The sequence below is a fragment of the Nocardia sp. NPDC004123 genome, from assembly GCF_053603795.1.
In genome coordinates, this window is sequence record NZ_JBSGGG010000013.1 from 218,960 (window position 1) to 240,092 (window position 21,133).

General features: G+C 66.0%; 21 protein-coding genes. 6 read left to right on the forward strand and 15 right to left on the reverse strand.

What is annotated here, in order from left to right:
• Positions 1–77 precede the first annotated feature (77 nt).
• From ACWEQQ_RS20705 to ACWEQQ_RS20730, 6 genes are all read right to left on the reverse strand, one after another.
• A complete protein-coding gene (locus ACWEQQ_RS20705; protein ID WP_452339053.1) occupies positions 78–1,448 on the reverse strand; it encodes a cutinase family protein in 1,371 nt (456 codons plus the stop codon).
• Positions 1,449–1,867: 419 nt separating this feature from the next.
• On the reverse strand, positions 1,868–1,999 hold the full coding sequence (locus tag ACWEQQ_RS20710; protein ID WP_452349312.1) for a hypothetical protein: 132 nt from the start codon (positions 1,997–1,999) through the stop codon (positions 1,868–1,870).
• Positions 2,000–2,088: 89 nt separating this feature from the next.
• Positions 2,089–2,517 carry a hypothetical protein gene (locus tag ACWEQQ_RS20715; protein WP_452349313.1) on the reverse strand — a complete coding sequence of 143 codons (429 nt, stop codon included), beginning with the start codon at positions 2,515–2,517 and terminating at the stop codon, positions 2,089–2,091.
• Positions 2,518–2,861: 344 nt separating this feature from the next.
• A complete protein-coding gene (locus ACWEQQ_RS20720) occupies positions 2,862–3,548 on the reverse strand; it encodes a cytochrome b/b6 domain-containing protein (RefSeq protein WP_452349314.1) in 687 nt (228 codons plus the stop codon).
• Positions 3,535–4,242, reverse strand: coding sequence for a molybdopterin-dependent oxidoreductase (locus ACWEQQ_RS20725; RefSeq protein WP_452349315.1), 708 nt, complete (start codon positions 4,240–4,242; stop codon positions 3,535–3,537). Before ACWEQQ_RS20725 ends, ACWEQQ_RS20720 begins: the two co-directional genes overlap by 14 nt.
• A gap of 97 nt (positions 4,243–4,339) precedes the next feature.
• A complete protein-coding gene (locus tag ACWEQQ_RS20730; RefSeq protein ID WP_452349316.1) occupies positions 4,340–5,971 on the reverse strand; it encodes a tannase/feruloyl esterase family alpha/beta hydrolase in 1,632 nt (543 codons plus the stop codon).
• Positions 5,972–6,084: 113 nt separating this feature from the next.
• Here ACWEQQ_RS20730 and ACWEQQ_RS20735 point away from each other — a divergent pair, with 113 nt between their 5' ends.
• On the forward strand, positions 6,085–6,294 hold the full coding sequence (locus tag ACWEQQ_RS20735) for a hypothetical protein (RefSeq protein ID WP_452349317.1): 210 nt from the start codon (positions 6,085–6,087) through the stop codon (positions 6,292–6,294).
• 456 nt (positions 6,295–6,750) lie between these two features.
• Here the strand turns inward: ACWEQQ_RS20735 and ACWEQQ_RS20740 are convergent, their stop codons facing one another.
• Together ACWEQQ_RS20740 and ACWEQQ_RS20745 are read right to left on the reverse strand one after the other, a co-directional pair.
• A complete protein-coding gene (locus tag ACWEQQ_RS20740; RefSeq protein WP_452349318.1) occupies positions 6,751–8,049 on the reverse strand; it encodes an MFS transporter in 1,299 nt (432 codons plus the stop codon).
• A gap of 30 nt (positions 8,050–8,079) precedes the next feature.
• Complete coding sequence (locus ACWEQQ_RS20745; protein WP_452349319.1) at positions 8,080–8,409, reverse strand: hypothetical protein; 330 nt, start codon at positions 8,407–8,409, stop codon at positions 8,080–8,082.
• Between the two features lie 91 nt (positions 8,410–8,500).
• On the opposite strand from ACWEQQ_RS20745, the gene ACWEQQ_RS20750 reads away from it, so the two are divergent.
• Positions 8,501–9,328, forward strand: coding sequence for an MBL fold metallo-hydrolase (locus tag ACWEQQ_RS20750; RefSeq protein ID WP_452349320.1), 828 nt, complete (start codon positions 8,501–8,503; stop codon positions 9,326–9,328).
• A 52-nt stretch (positions 9,329–9,380) separates the two neighbouring features.
• On the opposite strand, the gene ACWEQQ_RS20755 is transcribed toward ACWEQQ_RS20750, so the two are convergent.
• The 6 genes from ACWEQQ_RS20755 to ACWEQQ_RS20780 all read right to left on the reverse strand — a co-directional run bounded on the left by ACWEQQ_RS20755 (position 9,381) and on the right by ACWEQQ_RS20780 (position 14,812).
• Entirely contained in the window at positions 9,381–10,406 is a 1,026-nt protein-coding gene (locus ACWEQQ_RS20755) for a methyltransferase (protein ID WP_452349321.1), read from the reverse strand.
• 185 nt (positions 10,407–10,591) lie between these two features.
• A complete protein-coding gene (locus ACWEQQ_RS20760) occupies positions 10,592–11,053 on the reverse strand; it encodes a cupin domain-containing protein (protein WP_452349322.1) in 462 nt (153 codons plus the stop codon).
• A gap of 80 nt (positions 11,054–11,133) precedes the next feature.
• Complete coding sequence (locus ACWEQQ_RS20765) at positions 11,134–11,994, reverse strand: SDR family oxidoreductase (RefSeq protein WP_452349323.1); 861 nt, start codon at positions 11,992–11,994, stop codon at positions 11,134–11,136.
• Between the two features lie 101 nt (positions 11,995–12,095).
• A complete protein-coding gene (locus ACWEQQ_RS20770) occupies positions 12,096–12,926 on the reverse strand; it encodes an SDR family NAD(P)-dependent oxidoreductase (protein ID WP_452349324.1) in 831 nt (276 codons plus the stop codon).
• Between the two features lie 35 nt (positions 12,927–12,961).
• Entirely contained in the window at positions 12,962–13,813 is an 852-nt protein-coding gene (locus ACWEQQ_RS20775) for an alpha/beta fold hydrolase (protein ID WP_452349325.1), read from the reverse strand.
• 114 nt (positions 13,814–13,927) lie between these two features.
• The gene (locus tag ACWEQQ_RS20780; protein WP_452349326.1) at positions 13,928–14,812 is read right to left on the reverse strand and encodes an aldo/keto reductase; all 885 of its coding nucleotides are present in this window, start codon (positions 14,810–14,812) and stop codon (positions 13,928–13,930) included.
• 216 nt (positions 14,813–15,028) lie between these two features.
• Between ACWEQQ_RS20780 and ACWEQQ_RS20785 the strand changes: the two genes are divergently transcribed.
• From ACWEQQ_RS20785 to ACWEQQ_RS20800, 4 genes are all read left to right on the forward strand, one after another.
• On the forward strand, positions 15,029–15,883 hold the full coding sequence (locus tag ACWEQQ_RS20785; protein ID WP_452349327.1) for an alpha/beta fold hydrolase: 855 nt from the start codon (positions 15,029–15,031) through the stop codon (positions 15,881–15,883).
• A 128-nt stretch (positions 15,884–16,011) separates the two neighbouring features.
• Positions 16,012–16,617 (forward strand): FHA domain-containing protein, encoded by a 606-nt coding sequence (locus ACWEQQ_RS20790; RefSeq protein ID WP_452349328.1) that lies wholly within the window; start codon positions 16,012–16,014, stop codon positions 16,615–16,617.
• Positions 16,618–16,816: 199 nt separating this feature from the next.
• Positions 16,817–17,545 carry an AAA family ATPase gene (locus tag ACWEQQ_RS20795; protein ID WP_452349329.1) on the forward strand — a complete coding sequence of 243 codons (729 nt, stop codon included), beginning with the start codon at positions 16,817–16,819 and terminating at the stop codon, positions 17,543–17,545.
• 72 nt (positions 17,546–17,617) lie between these two features.
• A complete protein-coding gene (locus ACWEQQ_RS20800) occupies positions 17,618–20,371 on the forward strand; it encodes a helix-turn-helix transcriptional regulator (RefSeq protein WP_452349330.1) in 2,754 nt (917 codons plus the stop codon).
• A gap of 9 nt (positions 20,372–20,380) precedes the next feature.
• Here ACWEQQ_RS20800 and ACWEQQ_RS20805 read toward each other — a convergent pair whose 3' ends face one another.
• On the reverse strand, positions 20,381–21,130 hold the full coding sequence (locus tag ACWEQQ_RS20805; RefSeq protein WP_452349331.1) for an alpha/beta hydrolase: 750 nt from the start codon (positions 21,128–21,130) through the stop codon (positions 20,381–20,383).
• Between the last annotated feature and the right edge of the window lie 3 nt (positions 21,131–21,133).

The window sequence follows — 21,133 nt, forward strand, 5'->3', positions numbered from 1 at the left end:
GAATCACACAGATCCTAACCCGCCCCAACGCGGGCAGCCCCGGAACCAGTGGTTCCGGGGCGGGGAGCGGCGTCCTGTCAAGCAGCCAGGGAGCCCAGGAAGCCCAGGAGTATCTGTGCGTCGTCGCCGTAGTCGACGTGCGCCTTCGAGGCGTAGAAGGTGGCCATGTCGACGCCCTGGCGGCTCAGTTCCAGCAGATCGTTGATGCTGTCGATACCGCCGATGCTGAGCAGGGTTTGCGCGGCGACGCGGAGATCACCCCGTACGGCGTTGGTGAGGGGGCCGAGAACGGAGCCGGCCAGATCGAGTCCGGCCGGGGCGAGGGTCGCCACTTCGGCAGCGGCGCCGGACGCGTCGTTGCGAGTGAGGGATTCGACTGCGCGCCAGAGGGTGTCCTGCATGCGGCCGACATTCCCCGCGATGCGCAGGATGTCGATCTGGGTCAGGGCATCGGCGATCACGCTGGCAGCGGCGGTCCAGCCCGACGGGTCGATGGCCGCCGCCGCCCGGATGACCGAGCCGATGAGAGGCAGGTCCACGCCCGCGGCGGCCTGGACCATCGGAGCCAGGGCCATATTGAGGTTGCTCGCGATCTCGTGCGCGCCACTGATATCGCCCGCTTGGATCAGATCGGGGAGGTTGGTGAGGCTTTGGAGAATGGCGGGCAGGTTCGCCGCGGTCGCCGTCCAACCGGCGCCGACCTTCACAGCCTGCGCGAGCAGTGTGCTGGGATCCGTGCCCGCGGGAATCAGGGATGCGATCATCGCGGAGTCACCGCTGAGCACCCGGCCGAGCGCGAAAAGGAACGGGGACGTGGCGGCATTGAGCGAGCAGTACAGGTCGCCTTCGACGCACAGGGTGCGCACCCGATCGGTCAGCGCACCGAAGTCCTGACTCCGCGTCCCGGCGATGCCGTGACCGGGTTGCGGGTCGCCCAGCGAGAGAGTGGTTCTCGGATCGCGATGCGGATCGGCCAGCAGCCCCACGCCGACCACCCGATCGGCGCTGATCGGCCCCTCGCCATTGCCGATCTCGGTCGCGAAATCGCCGATTCCGTCCGCGCCCTGGCTGTACCCGGCAAGGAAGACTCGCGTCGAACCGCACAGGCTGCTCGCCATCTGGTGCAGCCGGGATTCGAGGGTGCTCAGGGATTGCGCATAGCTCAGTCCCTGATCGAAAGCGCTTGCCGCATACGGGGCATAGAGCACGGTGATGTCACTGCCGTACTGCCGTTGCAGCCCATCGCCGATCGGCCGGAGCATGCCGACCGGCACCATCGGATCCGCATCGAAACGCGTCTCCCAGGTCCCCGGCGCGAGAATCGCGGTGTACGGGGTGCAGGGCAGTGCGCCGTGCGTCTCCGCCCGCGCATCGCCGGCCACCGTGGTCCCGACCGTGACGCCCGCGGCAACCAAGATCGCCGCGCACGCTGTCGCCAGCCTGCTCATTGTCCAATTCCTCTGGTGCCGAAGGGGTTTCGGGCGGTGCGGCGGCAGGTCCTCGTTCCGCTGCGCAGCATAGACAATTCTCGCCATTCGCGGTCGGTTTCGCAGGCTTTTCAGACACATAATCATTTCAGACCACGTCAGGGGCCTGCGGGCCACCCCGCCGCGTCGTCCCTGGGCGGCGGACTCGCTTCGGTCTGCTGGTCGACTACGCACAGCGCGAACCCGAGCACCACGACCACCCCTATCCCTGTTCGAGATTCCGGCAGCGTGTTTCCAGTTGGTCCGGCGCGGCGACGGGTGGCCGAGGGAATGCGGTCATGAGAGGAACTCCAGCAGTGCGGGGTTCACGATCTCGGGGTGGGTCCAGGCAATGGTGTGCGGACCTCCCGCGACTGTCGATGGTGTCGCTGTTCTCGCGACTAGCGCATGAGTTCCCGCGCGGATGGTCCGCGACCGTGCAGCACGGCGGTCTCCGACCAGATCAGCATCGCTACCGGGCCGCAGACGAAAAGCTCTGCGATGACGCGTTGTTCGGACTTCGGCGGGTTCATTGCATGAGCCTTTCGGGATCGCCGTCGCTCCGCGATGGCATGGATTGTGGGAGAGCGAAGTACGAGCGCCTCGACCTACGGCATGGAGATCACGCGGCCCGCAGTGGGGTGGCGAAGGACTTGCGCAGCGAGGGCGGCCCGACCAGAGGTAGCAACGCCGCCAGGATCTTGCCCTTGAGCGCCTGCGGGGTCCGGGTCAGCTCGACGTCGACCCGGCAGCCGGGCAGGTCGGGCGTGATGCGGAAGACCCAGCCGCCGCCCGCGCCGAAGAGCTTGGAGTCCAGCGTGGTGATGGTGACGGTATCCCCGGCCGGATCCCATTCGTAGCGGGCGCGTTCCCATGCGGCGGCGGTGCCTTCGGTGACCTCGGCCCAGTTCTCGCCACGCTCGTGGACGACGAAGTGTTCGGCGTCGATAGTCGGCCACACCTCTGGACGGGTGGGTCCGAAGTCGGTGAGCACGTGCATGACTTCGGCGGGAGACAGGGTGGACGTCAGGTGAAATCGGACGGTAGCCATGGGAATACCTTCGCCGCCGGCGGCGGGGCGCCGAATCTGTCAGATGACGCTGTCTTGACGTAATCCCGTTTCGGCAGGGTTTCCGGACTCCGGTGTCATGGACGGTGGAGGGGACACACCCTGGGCTGCCACGCATCGAACCACTCCGCGCTCAACAGATTTGGGCGAGACGCCCGATTCCTGCCGGGAGCCAGGTTCAACGCGGATGCCGCCGCCATTACGTCAGCACAGCGTCATCCGACGGATTCGGCTGGGCGGTCTCCGCGGGGATGTTCGAAAGAAATCCGGAACCGCTTGTGCGGCAACCACACCCGCTTCAGACCTTATCCGGGATTCTTCGCGCACTACACAAAGGATTCGGGACTCCGATCCGTGGTCGGCTGGTCCTCGACCAGCCACAGGGGATGCTCCCGGTCCGCCCAGACCCGGTCCACGTACCCGGTCCGCATGCCGCGCCGCGCCTCCGGATCCTGGTACGCCTTTCGCATGTGACCCGCCAGCACGGCCGCGATACCCCACGCGAGGACGTCGTGCACGAAGATCGCGCTGGTCCGGGAGATGCCCGGGAGCAGGTGCATGAACCACATCAGCAGGCCCGTGAACATCATCACCAGCACGGCGCCGGCGATCCAGCCCGCGTAGAGCTTCTGGCCGGCGTTGAACTTACCGGCGGGGCGCTCCGACGGAGCGGTCAGGCGCCGGCGGACCGCACGCAGCCAGCGCCGGTCGTACGGCGCGAAGCGGTTCAGCCTGCGGAGATCGGCGCGGAAGGCCGGCGAGAACAACCCCAGCAGGACCGGCACAGGCAGTAGGACGCCCGACCACTCGTGGACAATCACCACGATGTCTCGTCGACCCACCAATTGAGCCAGCGGCCCGATATACAGGCAGGCTGCGGTCGTCGCGCACAGCAGCATCAGCGTTCCGGTGGCGCGGTGGACCACCCGCTCGGCTGCGGTGAACCGCCGCACACCGCGCCGTCGAGGCCACCGTTCGGGATGCCCTCCCGTCTGCGGTTCACTCCGTGCCATCGAGCCAGCCGTCCACGTCGTACCCGCGCTCCTCCCAGTAGCCGGGGATGACCCGGCTGGTGACCGATATGCCGGACAACCATTTGGCGGACTTGTAGAAGTACATCGGCGCCACATAGAGCCTGACCGGGCCGCCGTGCTCATGCGTGATCGGCGCGTCCTGCATCCGCAGAGCCACCAGCACGTCGGAGCGCCGGGCCTGCTCCAGCGTGAGGCTCTCGGTGTACGCACCGTCGAAACAGCCGAAACTCAGCGCTTCGCCGCCTGCGCTGACCCCGGCGTCGTCCAGCAAGTCGGACAGTTTCACACCCTCGAACGGCACCTTCTCGACGCGCCAGCCGTCGGTGCATTGCACGTCGTGGACGACCCGGGTCTGGGGCAACGCGCGCAGGTCCGCGAGCGTGTACGTCCGCGCCCGGTCCACCAGGCCGTCGATTTTCAGCTCGTAGTCGGTCTCGCCTTTGCGCGGTACCGAGCGGACAACGCTGTAGTACCGGAACCCGCCCGGGTTCGGGAGCAGGCCGGTGAGTCCGGTCGGATCGTTCTGAGATGCCTTGGCCAGCAAACCCTCCCAACCGGCCTGCACGTACGGCGCTGTAATCAGCCCCGCCGCACCGAGGCCGAGCATGCCGAACATCGTTCTCCGAGCCACGGGAGCGCCGCCCGCCATGTTCTCGGGTTCGGTCTCCGGCATCTTCGGCTCCTTTCGTCGTCTGGAATGTCTGCGCGAACTGGGCTGGGCCCGTTCCCTTTTCGAGAGGGCGGCCCAGCCCAGGCCGGGATGGTCGGTGCTAGGGCGAGGGTGCGACGCAACGGAAGCTGGTCGGGGACGTCGGGTCGCCGTCGCCGCTGTAATGGGAGACCAACGGGAGACGGCAGAGGTCGCGCGAGACAGTCTGGCCGGTGGCAGTGGTCAGGGTGGCCCGCAGGACGTCCGGTGCCTGGCCATGCTCAACCCACGCTGTCAGGGCGGTCAGGTCGTTGACGGTGCTACCGGTGAGGGCGCAGTGCGCGGCGCCCGGTGCCAGGAAGACGCGGTAGAAGTCGTCGACCTTGGTGGTGCCGCCCATCTGCGCATCCACGCGGTTGCGGTAGTCAACGGTGCCCGCAGTGGGGATCAGCTGGTCGGCGTCGCCCTGCCAGGTGATGATCTTGCCGCCCGCGTCGCGGAACGCCGAGAGGTTCGGGTCGGAGGTGCCGATGATCGAGTCGTACTCGGAGCGGGCCTTCTGGAAGATCTCGTCGAACTGCGCGTAGGTGAGGTTCGCGGTGTTGAAGGTGGGCTGCTTCTCGACGAACGTGGCGACCCACTGCGCGGGGACGGGGAACGGCGAGCCCACGGTGGCACCATCGGCGCCAGTGGTACTGGCCGTCAGGTTGCTGAAGTCGGCGCCGATCGGCAGGCCGTACCATAGCCGCTGGCCGTTAGTGTCCCGCGGACCGTCCCAGATCTTGCGGACCACGTCGGCGTCGGCCTCGCTGATCGTGTACTCCTTACCGTCGCACTGAACCTTGGTGCCGATCAGCCGGCGCGGGTCGAAGTTGCACCGGCTCGGGTCGCTGATCAGACCGTCGGCAAGGCCGTCGACCGCATCACAGGCCTTGACCGCGGCCTGGTTGAATGCGTTGAACTCGCACGTGGTCGGGTAGGTGTGCGCCTCTTTCATCACCACCTGCGGCCATAGCGTGGCGACCTCGAACTGGTTCCAGTTGATGGCCGGGGCGTCGGCGTTGATGCCGTTGAAGTCGGCCGGGTACTTCTGGGCCTCCATGTAGCCCTGTCGCCCGCCGGTGGAGCAGCCGTTCCAGTAGGCGTAGGACGCGGCATGGCCATAGATGTCGGTGACGACCTGCTTGCCGACGACGGCCAGCTCGTGCACCGAGCGGGAGGCAAAGTTCTCGAGCAGAGCGGTGTTGACCTGACCGCTCAAGGTCAGCGCCCAACTGGTGTCCAGGCCGCTGGTATCCACGCCGGCGTCTGTGGTCGCGGCCGCGTAGCCCTGCTTGATGGCCGTGGCCACGCTACCGATGTTCCCCGCGGCGTAGGCGGCGCCACCGACCGCCTGGAATCGGCCGTTCCAGCCGGACTCCGGCAGCCAGACCTGCACCTTGGCGTGGTCGTTCGCCCCGGGGTGGGTCAGCGTGACTGTCACTTCACAGTGCGCGGGGACGTCGGGCACGGGGTAGCCGCCCAGCGGCGGGCTCCCGGGGACCTGAAACGTTCCCGCAGGGACGTTGGTCGCCGTCAGGGACTCCACGGTGGCGCCGGCCGGTGCCGGTATCTGGAATGTGGAGCAGCTGAACCCGGTTGCGCTCGCGGGAGCCGCCGTGGAATCGTCCGACCTGTCCACCAGTGCGTAGATGGCGGCGCCGCCGGCCACCGTGATGCCGACGGTCGCGAGTGTCAGAAGCCGTCTTTTCAAGATCTCTCCTCGGTTGGAACGTCCCCCTCACTGTGGCCAGCGCACCAGCACCGGCACATCAGTCACCTGACGCTCCAGCCGACGTAATTCGACGCCGCAGGAACGGAACCGCGATGCGCTCAAACGATCAGATGGAGCTTCTCAGCGAAGAAATCGGTGAGCTGCTCCACAGCCGGACCGACGTACTGCTCCCTGTCATAGAGATCGACGTGACTGGCACCCTCGATCCAGTGAATCGTCTTGGGCCCCGCAGCCTTCTGGAAGGCAGCGCTCCCATGCAGGACATCAAGACAGCCAAACGTCATGAGGCACTGAACTTCTGAGGAGCTTGCTGCCCTCTTCGACCTCCAGCAAATTTGCGACTGGGTGGTATCGAAGCTGCGGCTGTTGGCCTCGAGCAGACGCTGGGCGATGTGGGCCCGGCATGTCCCCCCGGTATGGACGAAGACGCAGCTGCATCCGGCGCCAGCTCGCGAAAAAGGCCCGGAACCTGATGGTTCCGGGCCTTTTGCCTAGTAGCGGGGACAGGATTTGAACCTGCGACCTCTGGGTTATGAGCCAACGAGGACCCGTCACACACGGTCCCTCTGCGTACCGGGGAATCCGTTCTGTGCTGGTCAGCGGTGTTTCGTTCGTCCATGCTGTCCGTGTCGTATCACGCGGCCCGCCGGGTTTCGCCGTCGCCGGTTGCCAAATCTGTTGCCAATTCCGGCCGTTTCGGGGTGGGACAGGCCCGTGTCGCTCCCGTACCGCTGTCTTTCCACGGCTTCTGCGCAGGCTCAGCTCACGCGGCGCGCATTGCGCATTGCGAGTACGCCGATGACGCTGATCAGGCCGCCTACCGACAAGTACAGCGCGACGGGCCACGAGGCTCCGCCGGACCAGTGCACGAGTGCGGTTCCGACCAGCGGAACCAGGCCGCCGCCGAGCACTGCCCCGATCTGGTAACCCAACGACAGACCGCTGTACCGGACGCGAACGTCGAATGCTTCGGTGAACGCTGCGGCCAGCGGGCCCAGCATGGCACCGGTGCCCGTCTGTGCGATGCAGATCGCCAGGGTGAGGAGCAGGGGTTGCATGGTATCCAGCAACCAGAAGAGCGGGAATGCGACCAAAGTATTGAAAATCGCTCCGCCCAGCATGATTCGCAGTGCACCGTAGCGGTCGCTCGAGCACCCGAACAGCAGGGCGGAAGGCAATAGGAGGATCTGAGCAAGCAATGTCGCGTGCTGCAATACCGGCTGCGCGATGTGCAATGTGTTCGACCCGTAGGACAGGACGAAGGTGATGAGGGTGAAGGTCATCATGGTCAGCCCGGTATTCACGGCCGCCACGGTCGCGATCCGCCGCCACGCTGTTCGCCACACCCGCAGCCACGGCCAGCGGACCAGATCGTCCTTGTCCCTTTGGATTTCGAATTCAGGCGTCTCCGGCAATCCCGCGCGCACCAGCAGCGTTACCACGGTCGGCACCGCGCTGATCAGGAACGGCAGACGCCAACCCCAGGTGATGAACGAGGTACCGGCCACCGTATGCGCAAGCAATGAGGCGAGGACGGCCAGGACCGAACCGCCGACCAGAGCGGTGATGATCCAGCTTCCGTACCAGCCACGACGACCGGGTGGCGCATGCTCGACGGCGACCAGAATCCCGCCACCGACTTCACCGCCGACGAAAAAGCCCTGTACTACCCGCAGCAGCACCAGTGTCAACGGCGCCAGCACACCGATTGCGGCGTAGGTCGGAAGCACGCCGATCGCCACCGTCGCAAGCCCGCCGACGCCTACCGACAGCAGCAGTACAGGCTTGCGCCCCAACCGATCACCAAGATTCCCCAACACCGCCGCCCCGAACACCCGGGCGACGAAACCCGCACCGAAGGTCGCGAACGACAGCAGCACACCGACCCATGGAGCCGCCGCCGGAAAGAACAACTTCCCGAACACGCTCGCCGCCGCGAGCCCGTAGGTCAGAAAGTCGTACAGCTCGACCACGCTGCCCAGCGCACCGGCCAATGCCGCCCGCCGCCCGTCCGGCGAAATCACAATCCGCTCTGTGTCCGGGTAAGTCCGATACATTTCGTTCTCCTCCTCGAATTGGCGCGGCTCTCACGCCGCTTGCAGCGGGCGGGCGAGGGACTTTCGCAATGAGGACGGGCCGACCAAGGGCAGCAACGCCGCGAGCAGCTTGCCCTTCACTGTCTGCGGGGTCCGAGTGAGCTCGACATCGATTCGGCTGCAGTCGGATTCGGGTGTGATTCGGAAGGTCCAGCCGCCGCCTGCGCCGAAGCGCTTGGAATCCAGGGTGGTGATGGTGACGGTGTCGCCGCCGGGGCTCCATTCGTAGCAGGCACGTTCCCAGGCGACGGCAGTTCCTTCCACCCCCAGGACTTCAGCGGGCGACAGGGCGGACAGGAGCTGAAAACGTACCGCAGTCATGGAAATACCTTCGCGGCGGAGGGCGTACCGCCGTATCAGTCAGTTGACTCTGAGGTGACGTAATCCCGCTTCGGCAAGGAAAAGGCTGCGGTTGCCTGTCGAAGTCGCTCCTCTGACAGGGATTACGTCATTCAACGCTCGCGACGGAATCCGCTTGCTCCATAGCGTCTTCGACATGAAAATCGAGCAGGTTTCCGACTCGGTACACATGGTGTCGGGAACCAACGTCAACTGGGCGTTGGTCAGCGACGGTTCGGGTGTCACGATCATCGACGCCGGCTATCCGGCGGACACGGCCGCGGTATTCGATTCCGTACGTCGAATCGGTCATACGCTGGGCGATATCGCCGCTGTCCTACTCACCCACGCCCATCTCGACCACATCGGCGCCATACCCGTGCTCGTCGAGCGAACCGGAGTGGCCGTCTACACCGGCGAACAGGAAGTCCCGCACGCCAAACGTGAATACCTGCAACAGATCACCGCACCCGAGATGCTGCGGGAACTGAGAACGCGACGCGGGGCCCGGTGGGTGATGCAGACAGCACGCGCGGTCGCCGGTCATATCGGAATGCGGGTACCCACCGCCCAGGCGGCGGACCCGGCTGTCCTGACGGCGCTGCCGGGCGGGTTCGTCGCAATTCCCACACCAGGGCACACCAACGGTCATACCGCCTACCTCATGCCCTCCGAAGGCGTGTTGTTCTCCGGGGACGCTCTCGTCACCGGCCACCCCCTACTACCGGGGCCAGGCCCCCAACTACTGCCAAACGTGTTCAACCACAACGAAACTCGAACAATGGACAGCGTGCAGGCGCTTGCCGTCGAACAGGCACACGTCCTGGTCCCAGGACACGGACCCGCGATACACCAGCACCTGCCGACCCTCATCGCCGAAATGCCCCAGCGCCAAGCTTGATCGGCCGCATCGGTGAAGCTGGTGGCCGCGTTGTGCGCGGCCACCAGCTGTCTCAACGCAGCGTGGCTTCCAGGATCGAGTAAGGGCTCGGCGTGGCCACCACCCGGTCGAGCGTGAATCCAGCACTGTCTAGCAGTTCCCGGTATTCCTGCTCGCCGCGTTCCTTTCCGGTGAGCATTCCCAGCATTGTCAGGTCGATCGCCTTGGTCAGGTGAGGCGTGTCACCGGCGGGCACCATTCCCTCGATGACGAGAACCCGCGCTCCCGGTGCTGCCGCAGCGGCGATGGAGGTCAGGATGCGCCGGCTCGACACGTCGTCCCAGTCGTGCAGGATATAGCCGAGGACGTAGATGTCGGCGGTCGGCACCGCAGCGAAAAAGTCTCCCGCCACGACGTCTACACGCTCGGCCAGACCCGCGGCTGCGATGGTCTTCTCGGCTTCGGGTGTGATGTTGGGCTGATCGAACACGATCCCCTGGCGGTCGGCTTCGCCGCGTGACAGAAGTTCGACGAGAACGCTGCCGTCACCGCCGCCGATATCGGCCACCGTCCTGCCCGCCGGAAGCCGGTAGCCGTCGAACATGCCGGTGCGCAAGCTCGACGTCACCTCAGCCATGGCCCGGGCGAATTGTGCCGCTCGCTCCGGGTCGGCCGCCAACCAGGTCAAGACCGGTTGTCCGTAGTACTTCTCGGCCGCGGGCCTGCCGGTGCGCACGCCGTAGAGCAGCTCGCTGAACGGCAGGTAGTGGGTCTCCATCCACATACACGCCATGTCGTAGAGCGACTGTGCGTGCGTCTCCGACAGGGTTGCCCCCAACGGCGTGATGCTGACGCGGTCGTCATCGGTGGCGAACAATCCGAGCGGCGCGAGCGTCCGGATCAGGCGACGCAGCGCATCGGGCTGCGCTCCCGTGCGCTCGGCAAGTTCAGCGACCGCCTTCGGGCCTTCCTGCTCGAGAATCGTGGCAATTCCCAGCTTCGCCACTACATAGGCTGCCTGGGACGTCTGGAATCCGCCCAGGATCTGCATCATCACCGCGGTAGGCGGCAGCGCTGGAACGGTCGTACTTGCGGGCATGACAGATCACTCCGTATCAAGCCGGGCAAGGCCCGGCGTTTCGACGATGGACCCGCGATTGGCACGCTGCGGCTCAGCGGGTCGTTTACTTTGCGGGACAGGTCTTTCAGAGCGCGCGCCGCAGATGCACCACATAGAAGGGAGAATCCACCGTCGGTCGGTCCGTCCGGGCGCAACGACTCTTCTTACCGGTCACATTCGGGGGCAGGCACATCCTCCGACAGCGGGCTGTGAGACGGCAGAACGTAGAGCACGTCCAGCACCAGTGGCTCGGAACCCAGATTACGACCGATGTGAATGTAACTGGGGCTTGGGGTTTCGACCAGGGACTCGCCCGCATGGTAGACGCCGTCGAGTGAGCAGTCGGAGTGGTAGTGCGACAGGACACCGCTACGTACCGTGCCGTAGACGGGGCCGTCGTGGTAGTGCCAGCCCGTGGATCCGCCAGGCGCGATGGTGATTTCGCGGAGAATGTAATCGGTGCCGCCGATGCTGGTCTGGCCGAGAATCGTGCCGGTGACACCACTGGCGGGGGATGCGGCGGCCGGATTCGCCATTGCGGTGGTCACGGCGATGGCCGCCAGTCCGGTAATCGCGACACATAGCCCACGCCGAGGCGAGTTCCGTTCGGCCCGAGTCGATTTCATGTGTTCTTCCTAATGCTCAGAATGGAGTCTGATCGGCGGGAATGCCCGCAGCCGGGGCCGCGGGTCATTTCGCAACCGGTTCAGCTGTGGTTCTCGGACTTCGGGCGGGGCATGAGCGTCTGCCAGAGCGGGCTGGCTTCCTGGCGATTGCTGGCATTGTGTTCGTCGAGGTACCAGTCCTGGCCCAGGAGTTGCTTGACGCGGGGAATCGCCTCACCGTCGGGGCCGCTGTAGTAGTGCACTTTGCGGGTGTCGCCGTCGGTGACCATGCGCCAGATCACCTCCGCGGTCAGCGCCGGGTCGGAACGGACCACGTTGGCGGAGAAGAACCGGTCCATCGGCTCTCGGTAGGCGGCAGGCATGTCGGCGGGCAGGTCGACCTTGTTGAAGATCTCTGTGTCCATATTGCCCGGGTGCAGGGCTTTGACCGCAACGCCGAACTCGGCGAGTTCGGCATGCAGGCCTTCGGTCAACGCCGCGACCGCGGCCTTGGAGGCCTGATATACCGAGGTGTAGGGGTAGCCCGCGTCGGCGCTGATCGAGCTGACGTTCACGATCACCCCGGAACGCTGCTCGCGCAGAATCGGAATGAACGCCTTGTTCAGTGCGATCAGGCCGAAGACATTGGTCTGGAACTGGCGGTGAACCTGGTCCATGGTGCTGGCCTCCAGCGGCCCGGACTGGAGGTAACCGGCATTGTTGATCAGGGCGTCGACCCTGCCGAACTGAGCGCGGGCGATTTCGCCGAATTCCAGGTCGGCGAGCCCGTCGTTCACGTCGAGTAGCAACGTCTTCACATTCGATTGCCCGACATGGGCATCAAGGTCGGACTCCTTACGGACCGTTGCGACGACGTTCCATCCCGCTTCGCTGAATCGACGCACGGTCAGGCGTCCGAATCCACTCGAGGTGCCGGTGATGACGATGGTTTTCGCAGACATGCGTCTGTCCTTCCGTTCTGCCGCAAAGCCGCACTTCGCGACTAGGGTAAGAATCAATTCCGTTGCGACTCTTCAGAGTTCGGCGCAACCGAAATTCGGGATCAGTTGGTGAAGCCGCCGCCGCAGATGAGGGTTTGCCCGCTGACGAAGTTGGATTCGGGGATGCACAGCAGGTAGACGGCACCTGCCGCTTCGATCGGGGTTCCGGCGCGACCGAGCGGGATCAGCTGTTCCATGGCGGCGAACTGGTTCGGGTCGGCGCCGACCCTGACTCTGCGGCCCTCGATGTCGATGGTGCTGTCGCCGGTTGCCGAGGCCTCGGTGAGGCGGGTTTTGATGAGGCCGAATGCCACGGTGTTGACCGTGACGTTGTAGCGACCCCATTCCTTGGCAATGGTCTTGGTCAGGCCGGTGATGCCCGCCTTGGCCGCGGAGTAATTGGCCTGTCCCACATTGCCTCCGGTACCGACTACCGAGGAGATGTTCACGACCTTGCGGCACGGGACCGGCTCCCCCGCTTCTTCGGCCCGCTTCGTCTGGGCTGCGATCACCGGCTGGGCGGCCCGCAGGATCCGGAACGGGGCCGTGAGGTGCACGCCGAGGATGTCGTTCCACTGTTCGTCGGTCATCCGCTGGATCACCGAATCCCAGGTGTAGCCAGCGTTGTTGACGATGATGTCGAGCCCGCCGAAAGAGTCGACGGCGGTCTGTACGAAGCGCTCCGCGAAACCCGCCGCGGTGACGTTGCCCGCGCATTCGACGGCCTTTCCGCCTGCAGCCTCGATCGCCGCGACGGTTTCCTCGGCGGGTCCGGCGTCGAGGTCGTTGACCACGACGGCCGCACCTTCGGAAGCGAGTTTCAGTGCGATCTCGCGGCCGATGCCGCGGCCCGAGCCGGAAACAATGGCTACCTTGCCATCCAGTGTTCCCATGGAGCTCAATACCTTTCAGAATGCGACGATGACGATCAGTGGGCCGAGTTCGAGGCGGCCCGCTCGATCACCGCGGCCACCTGATCGGGATGCGATACGGCGACCGAATGCGAGGCAGCGATCTCGGTGACCTGTGCGTGCGCCCGCTCGGCCATGAACCGCTGTGCGGCGACCGGGATATTGAGGTCCTCGGTGGTGACCACGTCCCAGCTGGGCTTGTCGGTCCACGCGGCGACGGTCGCCTTCTCCTCGAGGGCGGCTTGCAGGATCGGACGCTGAGCGGCGGCCGCCGGCGCCGCGCGGTCGGCGGGGACGTCGGCGGCGAACTGGTCGTGGAACTTGTCCTGCTTGATATACAGATCCGTGCCGGTGCTGCCGTCGGGGTTGGTGAACGGCACCGGGTCGAGCGTGCCAGGCAGGGTAGATCCGGGGAACTTATTGGTCAGCTCCAGCGCGGACTCGCCGACGGCGGGCAGGAACGCCGCCACGTAGACCAACGCCTTCACCTGATCACTGCCCGCTGCGGCGGTGCTGATGACCGATCCGCCGTAGGAGTGCCCGACCAGCACGACGGGACCATTGATATGGCTGATCAATCCTCGCAGCGTGGTGGCGTCCGAGGCGGGTCCGCGCAGCGGATTCGCCGCCGCGACAACGGGATACCCGTCCTTGCGCAGCTTGTCGACGACGTCGTTCCAGCTCGACCCGTCGGCGAAGGCCCCGTGCACCAGCACAACGGTCGGCTTGGGTGCGTCCTCGGTCGGCCCGGCATGGGTGGTGGTGCTCGCGGTGCACGCGACGGCGAGGCTGCCGGCCGCCACCGCGGCCGTGACCGCGGCGATGGCCCGGCCCGCGCGGCGGATACGGGGACGTCGAATGTCGTTCATGTGATTGTCCTTTCGGGGAATTGGGCGGCAGGTTGCGCGGAGTCCACTGTGGGTCGCGCAACGCCGCCGCCACATCGGTCGGCTGACGGCGACCGTGACCTAGTCGCCGCGTCGTCACCCAGCGGCGGTGGGGGCCGCGACGCTCGAGAGCCGCTCGAACTGCGCGTCGGACAGCCGTATCCGGGCTGCGGCAATGTTCTGTTCGAGGTGAGCCCGGGAAGTCGTACCCGGAATAGGCAGCATCGTGGGTGACCGGTGCAGCAGCCACGCCAACGACACCTGCACCGGGGTCGCGTCGAATTCGGCGGCGACCTCGGCCAGGACGCCGGTCTCGGTGGCATGCGCGCCCGACCCCAGTGGGAACCACGGGAGGAACGCGATGCCCTGCGCGGCCGTGTATTCCACGACGTCCTCGGCCACGCGGTGGGTGAGGTTGTACAGGTTCTGCACGCTGGCGATGGGCGCGATTGCCGCGGCTGCCCGGATCTCCTCGACGCTGACCTCGGACAGGCCGATGTGACGGACCTTGCCCTCGTCGACGAGCTGACGGAGTGCGCCGACCTGGTCGGCGAGCGGGTAGGCCGGGTCGATGCGATGCAGTTGCAGCAGGTCGATGCGGTCCGTTCGCAGCCGCCGCAGCGACAGTTCGGCCTGTTGACGCAGATAGGCCGGGTGCCCGAGCGGAATCCATTCGGTCGGAGTCGGGTGGACGGCACCGACTTTCGTCGCGACGACGACATCGTCGCGGTACGGTGCCAAGGCTTCGGCGATCAATTCCTCGGTCTCGCCGAGCGCGTAGGCATCGGCGGTGTCGATGAGGTTCACCCCCGATTCGATCGCACCTCGCAGCAGCGCGAGCGCGGCCTGCCGGTCGGCGGGCGCTCGCCACACATGCAGCATCGCCTCGTCGAAACCGGGTTCCTGTGCGCCCAATCGCATGGTGCCGTAGCCGATTCGGTTGACGGTGAACTCGTCGCCGAGCTGAAATTCGGTCGTCATTCCGGAGTTCCTTTCGTGCTTGTGGAGTCAGCACAAAACTAGGAATTCGCGACCGGCCGCCGCGACCGTCGAATGACGTAATCACTGATGACAGCGGCACATTGGGCATCCGGGCGGCGTTACGCCGAAATCAGCGTCAGTTGACTGATGCCGTCGGCACCTTCTCGGATTCAGACTTCAAACCAACATCCACTTCGACACCGAACAGGAATCGCAATGGCCAAGCTGACAGTCGGTCGTGAGAACAGCGACACCATCGACATCTACTACGAAGACCACGGCAATGGCCGACCGGTCGTGCTCGTTCACGGGTACCCGCTGAACGGCGCCTCGTGGGAGAAGCAGCAGCGGGTGCTGCTCGACGCCGGTTACCGCGTGATCACCTACGATCGCCGCGGTTTCGGCAACTCCAGCCGCCCGACCATCGGCTACGACTACGACACCTTCACCGCCGACCTGCACACCCTCGTCGAACATCTGGACCTGACCGACGCCATCCTGGTCGGATTCTCCATGGGGAGCGGCGAGGTCACCCGGTATCTGAGCCGGTACGGGTCGGCGCGCATCGCGAAAGCCGTACTGATGGGCGCGATTCCGCCGTATCTGCGCAAGACCGAGGACAACCCGGAAGGTGTGGACCAGGCGGTGTTCGACGGCATCAAGGCCGCGGTCCTCGCCGACCGGCCCGCCTATTTCAAGGACTTCCTCGACAACTTCTACAACGTCGACGTGCTCGGCGGCACCCGCATCAGCGAACAAGCCTGGCAGAACAGCTTCAACGTCGCGTTGAACGCTTCGACCCATGCCGCCTACGCCTGCGTCGACACCTGGCTGACCGACTTCCGCGACGATCTGCCCGCCATCGATGTGCCCGTGCTGCTGATCCACGGTGACGAGGACCGGATCCTGCCCTACTCCGCGACCGCGGCACGGCTGCCCGGCCTGATCAAGGACCTCACCGTGGTCACCATCGAGGGCGGTCCGCACAACATCGCCTGGACCCACCCCGAGGTCGTCAACCCCGCACTGCTCGACTTCCTCGCGAACGACGGCGACACGGGAGCACGCTGACCTCCCGACCGCGGATACGCCCCGCTGAAATTGCCACGGCCGCCATCGATCTCGATGGCGGCCGTTCACGGCTCACCCCGAGCACGAGCGAGGAGTCGACACTGGGGACCGATCACGACGGCCCGTTCATGAGGGTCTACGACAACGAAGGCCGACACCGTGAGCTGTCGTTGTCGCCCAAGCAATCACGAATGACGATCGGTCGTTCCCCGCGGGCGGACGTATCGCTGTTCTGGGACGAGGAGGTGTCGCGCCTGCATGCCATCGCCGAATACCTGGGCGAGCAGTGGACGCTGCTCGACGGCGGCCTCTCGCTCAACGGCACGTTCGTCAACGGCGACCGGTTGACCGGTCGTCACACGCTACGACCCGGCGATGTCATGCGTATGGGCAGTACTCGCATCACTTTTCACGACTTCACCGAAGGCGTCGAGGACGATCGGACAAGAGCCGCCCGCGATGGTCTGCCGACCCCGAGCTCGCTGACCGCGTCGCAACGCTCGGTCCTGATCGCGCTGTGTCGCCCCCGGGTCACCGGCGCCGACGGATTCGCTCTACCCGCCACCAATCAGCAGATCGCCGACGAGGTGTTCTTCTCCGTCGACACCGTCAAGGCCCATCTGCGCACCCTGTTCAACAAATTCGGCGTAGAAGACCTCCCCCAGAACCAGAAGCGCGCCCGACTGGCCAACCTGGCGATCAAGTACGGCATCGTCTCCGAACGAGATATCTGAACCCCTTTCGGCCGGCACCGCCCCCCAGTCACCACCCTGGCGTAAGGCCCGGGTACCAACCAGGGTTCGTCCCTGGGGCGATCGGACGTTCCCCGGGGTGATCGTGGACGACGGATGCCGAGCGGCATCCTTCGCTACGAAGGAGCTCGAAGTAGTGGACTTCAAGAACGGCGGTCCTGGCGGTCTCGGATGCAGACCGATGAGTCGCCCTTCGCTGCCCACACTCCATGGTCGCGCCCACGAACGGGAAGTGCTCGATCGGCTGTTGGCCGATGTGCGTTGCGGACACAGCCGGACGCTGGTGTTGCGCGGGGAGTCGGGTGTCGGCAAGACCGCCCTGCTCGCCTACCTCGCCGGCCGGCTCGAGGAAGGCCGGATTGTCGGCACGGTCGGGGTCGAGAGCGAATCCGAGATCGCATACTCGGCCCTCCAGCAGATATGCACACCTCTGCTGGACTATCTGGGCCGGTTGCCTGCTGTTCAGAGGGCAGCCTTGGCGACGACATTGGGGATCGGTGCCGGTGAATCGCCCGGGCAACTGCTGACCAGGCTCGCCGTGCTGGGTCTGTTCGCGGAGGCCGCGGTCGATGAACCGCTGATCTGTGTCGTGGACGACGTGCAATGGATCGATCGGCTGTCCGCGGCCATCCTGGCGTTCGTCGCCCGCAGGCTGGACGCCGAGTCGGTGGCTCTGGTTTTCGCCGTGTCCGGTCCGGCCTCCGAACTCGTGCCCTCCGAGGCCGGACTTCTCTCCGGCCTGCCGGAGCTACGGGTGGACGGGCTCTGCGCTGACGACGCCCGAGCGTTATTGGACGAGGTGCTGGCCGGGGCCATACCTCCCCGTGTGCGGGACGGGATCGTTGCCGAAGCACGCGGCAACCCATTGGCGCTGTTGGAGCTGGCGCGTGGTGAAAACACTGTCCTTTGACTGGAAGACCAGCTGACTGGAAGACCAGCCGAAAAGCAAGTTCGCAGCAATCGTGGAAGAGGATCGACTGGCATGGAATCTACCGACACGACGATGGTGGGCAGAACTGCCGAGCAGGCAGCGCTGCTGGCGTTCACCATGTCCACCACGGGCCAGGCTCTCGTTTTGCGTGGCGACGCCGGGGTCGGCAAGACTTCGCTGTTGAACCATGCTGTCGCACTCGCGGAGCAAGCGGGTTGCACCGTTGTCCGGGCCGCCGGGGTCGAAGCGGAGTCGAACCTTCCTTACGCCGGGCTGCATCAGTTCCTTCATCCGCTGCTTTCGGATGTCGAAGGGCTGGATGACGGGAGCCGAGCGGCATTCGACGCGGTATTCGGCGGGGTGCGAAGCGATCCGCCGTCGGTCATGACGCTGGGCATCGCTGTTCTCACCCTCCTGTCACGCGCCGCCGCGCAGCGGTCGCTGGTGCTGGTCCTCGACGACGGGCAGTGGCTGGACGACTCCAGCGCCGACGTCTGCGGTTTCGTCGGCCGGCGTTTGTCCGGCAGCTCGGTGAAGCTGCTGGTCGCGATCCGCACCGATATCACCTCGCGCTTCGACACCGCGGCACTGCCCGAGCTGCCGATCTCCACCCTTCCCGACGAGGACGCGGCACGCCTGCTCGACCGGTACTACCCGAACCTGGGCAAGGACGTCCGCCGAACAGTCTTGGAGCAGGCGCAGGGCAACCCGCTGGCGCTGCTCGAGATGCCCGCCCACCTTGCCGGACAGCCAGGCGACACGTCACTGGAAGACTTCGGTCCGCAAGGTGTGTCGCTGACCCGGCGGTTGCAGCGTCTGTTCGGCACGCGCATCGAATCCCTGGACGCGAGCGTGCGGGCTGAACTTCTGATGGGTGCCCTTGACGGCACCGGGTCACGGTCCGACTCCGACACGGTCCACGGTGTGCGCTACCGCATGCGCGACGCCGACCAGGCGGTGGCCACCGGGCTGTTGGACGTTGATCCGGCCACCGGCGACTTCACCTTCCGGCACCCGCTCGTGCGTTCCACGATCGTGCAGATGGCTACCCCTAACCAGCGCCGCGCCGCGCACCGAACATTGGCACAGGTCCATCAGGAAAATCTCGAGCGCCAGGCAACGCATCTGGCAGCGGCGACCGTCGACCCCGATGCGGAGGTGGCCGATGTCCTGGAAGCCGCGGCCGAGTCGGCGACCCGTCGCGGCGGTGCCCTGGCGGCCGTGGCCTGGTTGACCCGCGCTGCCGAGCTGAGCACGAACCGCGCCGAGCGTTCCCGGCGATTGGCCGATGCGGCGTTCGTCGCCGGTCACGCCGCCCGCCTCGGACAGGCCGATCGACTCGTCCGCGCCGACCTGGTGCCGGGTACGACAGAGTCGCCGGTCTCAGCCCTGACCTACGCGTATCAGGCGCTCTACCAGGATGGGGACGTCCGTTCCACGCACCGGCAGGTCGCCGCGGCAATCGTGAAGCTGCGCGACGGCGGAACGGGAGCCTCCGACGAGGTCCGAACCCGGCTGGTGATCCTGTTGTTGGTGATCAGTCAGTACGCCGGGGACCGCGCGACCTGGGAGCACACCCACGAACTCCTGGCCTCGATGAACGAGATGGTTACCGAACGCGAGCGGTTGTACAGCGCGGCCTGGAGCGATGTGACCCGTCACGGCGCCGACTTGGCCATGACTGTGGAGCTGGCCACCGCGAGCCTGCCGGACCTGGAACCTTGGGATGTCAGCCGCCTGGCCGTGGCGGCGTATCACCTCGATGTGCTGAGCCGGTACCGGCCCTACCTGCAGCACATCGTGAACCGCGAGTTGACGACGGGAGCCCTGACCAGCGGCATGGTCATGCTGCACCTGATCATGCTCGACCAGATGGCGGTCGGTGAGTGGAACGAGGCCGAGGAAACCGGGCGGCGGGTCTTGACGATTGCGACAGAGCACGGATACGGCTTGTTCGCCACGCAGAGTCGCGCGTATCTGGCCCAACTCGCGGCGCTTCGTGGACAATCCGGGTCGGCGCGAGATCTGCAAGCCGAGGTCGACGCGTGGGCTCGCCCCCGCGGACTCGGGTTCCTCACCCAGGTGGCCGACTCCGCGGGCGCGATCGCTGCGTTGAGTGCCGGCGACTACGAGGCCGCTTACCTCTATGCCATCGGCATTACCTCCCCGGGGACGTTCCACGCCTACATGTATCAGGCCTCTCGTACTCTGCTCGACCTTGTCGAGGCCGCTCACCAGACCGGCCGGGCCGACCAAGCCCGCGCTCATGCTCTCGCCGCCCGCGATGCCGGCCTGCCGGACGTATCGCCACGTCTGGCGTTGATCACCTACGGTGCGCTCGCGATGACCGCTGAAAGCGAACTAGAAGCCGCCGAGATGTTCGCACGGGCCGAATCACACCCGGATGCCGAACGTTTTCCGTTCGAGCTGGCCCGGATCCGGCTCACCCACGGGATACGGGTGCGGCACGTCCACGGGCGGGCGGCAGCCCGGCAATACCTGGTTTCCGCGGCCGAGGCGTTCGAGCGGCTCGGCGCGGAAGGCTGGGCGGAGCGGGCACGAGTCGAGGTTCACGCCACCGGTGCCGCGTCCCGGGCCTCGACGCTGAACCTGACCTCGTTGACCTTGCAGGAACGCCGCATCGCCGATTTGGCCGCGGCCGGCCTGACGAACAAGGAAATAGGTCACCGGATGCACCTGTCGCCGCGCACGGTCAGCTCGCACCTGTACCGCATCTTTCCGAAGCTGGGCGTCACCACCCGGGCCGCGCTTCGAGATGCGTTGAGCCGGACGGCAGCAGACTGATCCGACCGGTCAGTCTTCTGCCGTCACGGCGGCTATGCCGTTGGCGGCCAGCCAGGTCAGGACGTGATCAGCGACCGAGCGCCAACCACTGTCGAATACGAGCGAGTGGCCCCGATCGGCGAACTGCTTGAGATCGGTCACGGCGGGTGAGTCGCCGTACAACTTGTACACCGAACGGGTGACGGCATCCGAGACCATCCGATCCTCCTGCCCGGAGATCAGCAGCAGCGGACCCCGCGCAGGGTTGGCCATGTTCACGACGGTGTCGGCCGACCCGATGGCGAGGCAATCGAGCCCGAGGTCCGCCAGCAGCCTGCGTGGGGCCGGAACCGCGTACCGTTCGAAAAGCTGCACGGCCTCCGTCTCACCGACCGCATTGGCGACGAGGTGCCGGAAGATCGTCCGAGACAGCCGACCGGAATCCAGACGCCACCCGCCGGGCTGACCCGAGGCATTGCTCAGCGGTATGCCATCTCCCGGCAACGGGGCGACGGCAATCGCCGCACGGCCCAGACCCGCGCCGAGTAGTTGCTGTGCGATGAGTCCGCCGGCCGAGTGCCCGATGAGAACCGGCGGGTTGTCGTACGAGCGAACGATCTTCTCGTAATGGGTGGTGAGCGCTGCGAGCCCAAGGTCCTCCAACGGCCAGGCCGGGATGCGCACCGCGAACCCGTATGAGGTGAACAACTGCGCCCAGCCTTGCAGGGACGACCTGTGGAACCACGCACCGTGGATGAGGACTACATGGGTTTGTTTCACGAA